Raw genomic sequence first — 4,544 nt, forward strand, 5'->3', positions numbered from 1 at the left:
CGCGCTGGCGGCGCTGCTCGACCGTCTGAACACGGCCGCGAAGGCCGCCGGCGACGCGGCGGTCGCGGCGTCCGGGTACCGGGCGTCGCTGCTGGGCGCGGTCTCCGCCGCCACCAGCACGCACGCGCAGGTGGTGCTCGCATGAGCACCGAGCAGGACGGCCTCACCGCGGCGCTGCGCGCCGAGTACGCCGCCGTGTACGCCTACGGGATCGTGCAGGCGTATTCCTTGGCGCCGCGGCAGACGTCGGCGGCCGAGTTCGTCGACGCGCACCGGGCGCAGCGGGACGCGCTCGCGGCCGCACTCACCGCCACCGGGACCACCCCGCCCGCGGCTGCCGCCGCCTACAACCTGCCCACCCAGGTGACCGATCCGACGTCGGCGGCGAAGCTGGCCGTGACCGCCGAGGACGAGTGCGCCCAGGCCTACCGCGTGCTGCTCGCCGATGCCGGCGACGACGGTGACCGCAGGCTCGCACTGACGGGCCTGACCGGCGCCGCAACCCGAGCGGCACGCTGGCGGATCGCCCTGAACGTCACGCCGTCCACGCCGCCGTTCCCCGGCTCGAAAGACCAGTAGCCGCCGGTCGCGCTGGCCGCTTGCATAGACTGGCGGTCATGACCGACAGCGATCCGAACCAGCGGCCCGGCGGCGACACCGGCGGTGACGACCCCACGGTGATCCGGCCGAGCCTGTCCAAGTCCGGCTCGGGTGAGCCCGTGTCCGGGCAGCCGGGCACCGGCCGACCCTCGACGCCGGGCAGTGGGGCGGACCCGTACGGCGGGTACACGCTCGGCTCGCCCCAGCCGCCGTCGGATCCGTACGCGCCGTCGGACCCGTACTCCGCGCTGCCGCAGTACCCGACCAACCCGGCGTCCGATCCGGCCCAGTACGGGGGCGGCTATCCCGGCGGATCACAGCAGTACCCGGGCGCGCAGTACCCCGGCGCCCAGCAATATCCGGGCCAGCAGTACCCCGGCGGCCAGCAGTACCCCGGCGGCCAGCAGTACCCGGGCCAGCAGTACCCGGGCCAGCAGTACCCCGGCGGCCAGCAGTTCGGCGGCTATTCCGATCCGAGCCAGTACACCGGCGGATACGGCCAGCCCGTGCCTCGGACGGGCAACGACGGTCTGGCAATCGCATCCCTGGTGGTCGGAATCGTGAGCATTCTGCTGCTCTGCGCGTGGGGCAGCGGATTCCTCCCCGGCATCGCCGCCATCGTGATGGGAGTCATCGCGATGCGGCGGATCAAGCAGACCGGCGCCCCCGGTCACGGAATGGCTCTCGCCGGGGTGATCACCGGCAGCGTCGCGGTCGTGCTGGGCATCATCGTGATAATCGGGATCATCATCGTCGTCGCCACCCACTCCGACACCACCAGCAACGCGTGGTTCACCCTGCTGCAGCTGCGCTGACCTCGGTCGACCGGAAAGGCCCGCACCGGATTCCGGTGCGGGCCTTCCGCCCTGCTAGCGAGCGCGCGCCGCGGCCGCGATCACGGCCGCCGCATCGGCCACCGGAACCTCGCGAGACTCGCCCGTGATCCGGTCACGCAGCTCCACGACACCGTCGGCCCAGCCCCGGCCGACCACCACCACCGTCGACACACCCAGCAGCTCGGAGTCCTTGAACTTGACCCCGGGCGACGCCTTGCGGTCGTCGAGCAACACCTCGAGGCCCTGCGCGTCCAGCGCGGCGGCCAGCTCCTCGGCACCCGACCAGGCGGTGTCGTCACGGTTGGCGATCACGAGATGCACGTCGAACGGCGACACGCCCTTGGGCCACCGCAGGCCCTTCTCGTCGTGCCACTGCTCGGCGATCACCGCGACCAAACGGGACACACCGACACCGTAGCTGCCCTGGATCAGCCGCACGGGCTTGCCGTTCTCGCCCAGCACGTCCACCTCGAACGCGTCGGTGTACTTGTACCCGAGCTGGAAGATGTGGCCGATCTCGATGCCGCGCGCCGAGACCAGGGTGCCGCGACCGTCGGGCGACGGGTCGCCGTCGCGCACCTCGGCGGCCTCGATGGTCCCGTCAGGGGTGAAGTCGCGGCCCGCGACCAGGTCGACGACGTGCCTACCGTGGGCGTCGGCGCCGGTGATCCAGCGGGTGCCCGTGCCGACCCGCGGGTCGACCAGGAAGCGCACCCCGTTCGCCTGCAGCCCGCGCGGGCCGATGTAGCCCTTCACCAGGAACGGGTTGGCCGTGAAGTCGGCGTCGTCGAGCAGGGCGACCTCGGCCGGCTCGAGCGACGCCTCCAGGCGCTTCTCGTCGACCTCGCGATCGCCGGGGATCCCGATGCCCAGCAGCTCCCACTCGCCGCCGGGAAGCCGGGTCTTGACCATGACGTTCTTGAGGGTGTCGGCGGCCGTGACCGTCCAGCCCAGGTCCGCCGAGTTGGCCCAGTCGACCAGCGTCGCGATGGTGGGCGCCTCCGGTGTCTCGTAGACGACGGCCTCGGGGAGCCCCTCGAGAGGGATCGGGGCGGGCGCGGGCGTCACCACGGCCTCGACGTTGGCCGCGTAGCCGGACTCGAGGCACCGGACGTAGGTGTCCTCGCCGACGGGGCTGTCGGCCAGGAACTCCTCGGAGGCGCTGCCACCCATCGCGCCGGACGTGGCCGCGACGATCACGTAACTCACCCCGAGGCGGGAGAAGATCCGCTGATACGCCTCGCGGTGGGCGTGGTAGGCGTCCTTGAGCCCGCCCTCGTCGAGATCGAACGAGTACGAGTCCTTCATCACGAACTCGCGGCCGCGCAGGATGCCCGCGCGGGGACGTTCCTCGTCCCGGTACTTGGTCTGGATCTGGTACAGGACGACCGGCAGGTCCTTGTACGAGTTGTACTCACCCTTCACAGTGAGGGCGAACATCTCCTCGTGCGTGGGGCCGAGCAGCATGTCGACGTCCTTGCGGTCCTTCAGCGTGAACAGCGCGTCGCCGTATTCGGTCCACCGCTTGGTGGTCTCGTACGGCTCACGCGGCAGCAGCGCCGGCAGCGAGATCTCCTGGCCGCCGATCGCGTTCATCTCGTCGCGCACCACGCCCTCGATGTTGCGCAGGACCCGTAGCCCCAGCGGCAGCCAGCTGTAGACGCCGGGCGCGACGCGGCGCACGTAGCCGGCACGCACCAGCAGCTTGTGGCTGGGGACCTCCGCGTCCGCCGGGTCGTCGCGGAGCGTGCGGAGGAAGAGGTGGGAGAGTCGGGTGATCACGGGGCCATAGCTTAATGTGCCTGCTGTGCTGATCCTGCTTCCCCCGTCGGAGACCAAGGTCGGCGGCGGGTCCGGTGCCCCGCTCGACCTCGGCGAGTTGTCGCTGCTCGGCCTCACCGACACGCGCCGCCGCCTCGCCGACGCGCTCGTGGCGGTATCCGCCGATGACGGTGCCGGGCGCGCCGCCCTCGGACTGTCGGAGGGGCAGGCGGACGAACTCGACCGCAACCGTGCGCTGTGGACGGCACCGACGCGGCCGGCGCTGGAGCGGTACACCGGCGTGCTCTACGAGGCGCTCGACGTGCCGGGTTTGTCGAAGGCGCAGCGCGCGAAGGCGGATGCGCGGCTGGCGATCGGGTCGGCGCTGTTCGGCGTGGTGCGGGCCGGGGACCCGATCCCGGCGTACCGGCTGTCCGCGGGGTCCAAGCTACCCGGCCTGCGCACGCTGGCCGCGGAGTGGAGACCCGCGCTGGCCGCGGAGCTCGCAGCGCTCGACTGCGGGTTGATCGTGGACCTGCGGTCCGGTGGGTACGCCGCGCTCGGACGGGTCGACGGCGGGGTCACCGCCACCGTCGTCACCGAACGCGCGGACGGTAGCCGGGCCGTGGTGTCGCACTTCAACAAGCATCACAAGGGCCTGCTCGCGCGGGCGCTGGTGGCGACGCGCGCCGAGCCCATGGACGCCCGCGCGGTGGTGCGGATCGCCGAGAAGGCGGGCCTGCGGGCCGAGGTGTCGGGGCCGACGGAGGTCACGATCGTCACGGCGGGCTGAGCAACGCGAGATCTCGGTGGCGCGTCACCCGCGGCGCGCCCTCCCGCTCAGTCCTGGACGTCGTCGAGTCGGTGTCGGCGCGCGCGACTCACGCGCTCGGCCTGCGGCGAGCCCCCGCCGACGCGCATGCGATGCCGACCGGTGTCGGTCGTCGGCGCGATGTGGCGGGCATCGTCGGTGCTCCCGACCGGCGCGGTCGGGCGAGGCGCACTCGGCTGCTGGATGGGCGTACTCGATCGCTGCACCGGGACACTCGGGCGGGGCATCGGCGCACTCGGCCGCGGCATGGGCGCACTCGGGCGCGGCATCGGCGCACTCGGGCGCGGCATCGGCGCACTCGGCCGCGGCATGGGCGCACTCGGGCGCGGCATCGGCGCACTCGGACGCGCCACCGGAACGGCCCGGGTGGGCGGGGCAGCGGTCGGCTGCTGCGCCCGCTGAACCGGCCCGCTGGTGCGGGGCGGGGCCGGCTGGAAGCCGGCCGGGCGCTCGATATCGGCGGACCGTCGGATCTCACCGCTCGGGCGCGCGAGCCCGGACAGCGGAGTGCCTGG

5 protein-coding genes are annotated in these 4,544 nt (G+C 72.8%); 4 read left to right on the top strand and 1 reads right to left on the bottom strand.

From position 1 onward, the window contains the following. The first annotated feature begins 141 nt into the window (after positions 1-141). Both ABD908_RS26590 and ABD908_RS26595 read left to right on the top strand, forming a co-directional pair. Positions 142-579, top strand: coding sequence for a ferritin-like domain-containing protein (locus tag ABD908_RS26590; RefSeq protein ID WP_345001800.1), 438 nt, complete (start codon positions 142-144; stop codon positions 577-579). 38 nt (positions 580-617) lie between these two features. Beyond that, a complete protein-coding gene (locus ABD908_RS26595) occupies positions 618-1,415 on the top strand; it encodes a DUF4190 domain-containing protein (RefSeq protein ID WP_345001802.1) in 798 nt (265 codons plus the stop codon). Positions 1,416-1,469: 54 nt separating this feature from the next. Here ABD908_RS26595 and ABD908_RS26600 read toward each other — a convergent pair whose 3' ends face one another. Further along, positions 1,470-3,218: a proline--tRNA ligase gene (locus ABD908_RS26600; protein WP_345001804.1), complete on the bottom strand. Its 1,749-nt coding sequence runs from the start codon at positions 3,216-3,218 to the stop codon at positions 1,470-1,472. Positions 3,219-3,243: 25 nt separating this feature from the next. Here ABD908_RS26600 and yaaA point away from each other — a divergent pair, with 25 nt between their 5' ends. Both yaaA and ABD908_RS26610 read left to right on the top strand, forming a co-directional pair. Next, complete coding sequence (gene yaaA / locus ABD908_RS26605) at positions 3,244-3,990, top strand: peroxide stress protein YaaA (protein WP_345001806.1); 747 nt, start codon at positions 3,244-3,246, stop codon at positions 3,988-3,990. Positions 3,991-4,131: 141 nt separating this feature from the next. Further along, complete coding sequence (locus ABD908_RS26610) at positions 4,132-4,431, top strand: hypothetical protein (protein WP_345001808.1); 300 nt, start codon at positions 4,132-4,134, stop codon at positions 4,429-4,431. Positions 4,432-4,544: the final 113 nt, after the last annotated feature.

Source organism: Tsukamurella soli, assembly GCF_039541155.1.
Lineage (GTDB): Bacteria > Actinomycetota > Actinomycetes > Mycobacteriales > Mycobacteriaceae > Tsukamurella > Tsukamurella soli.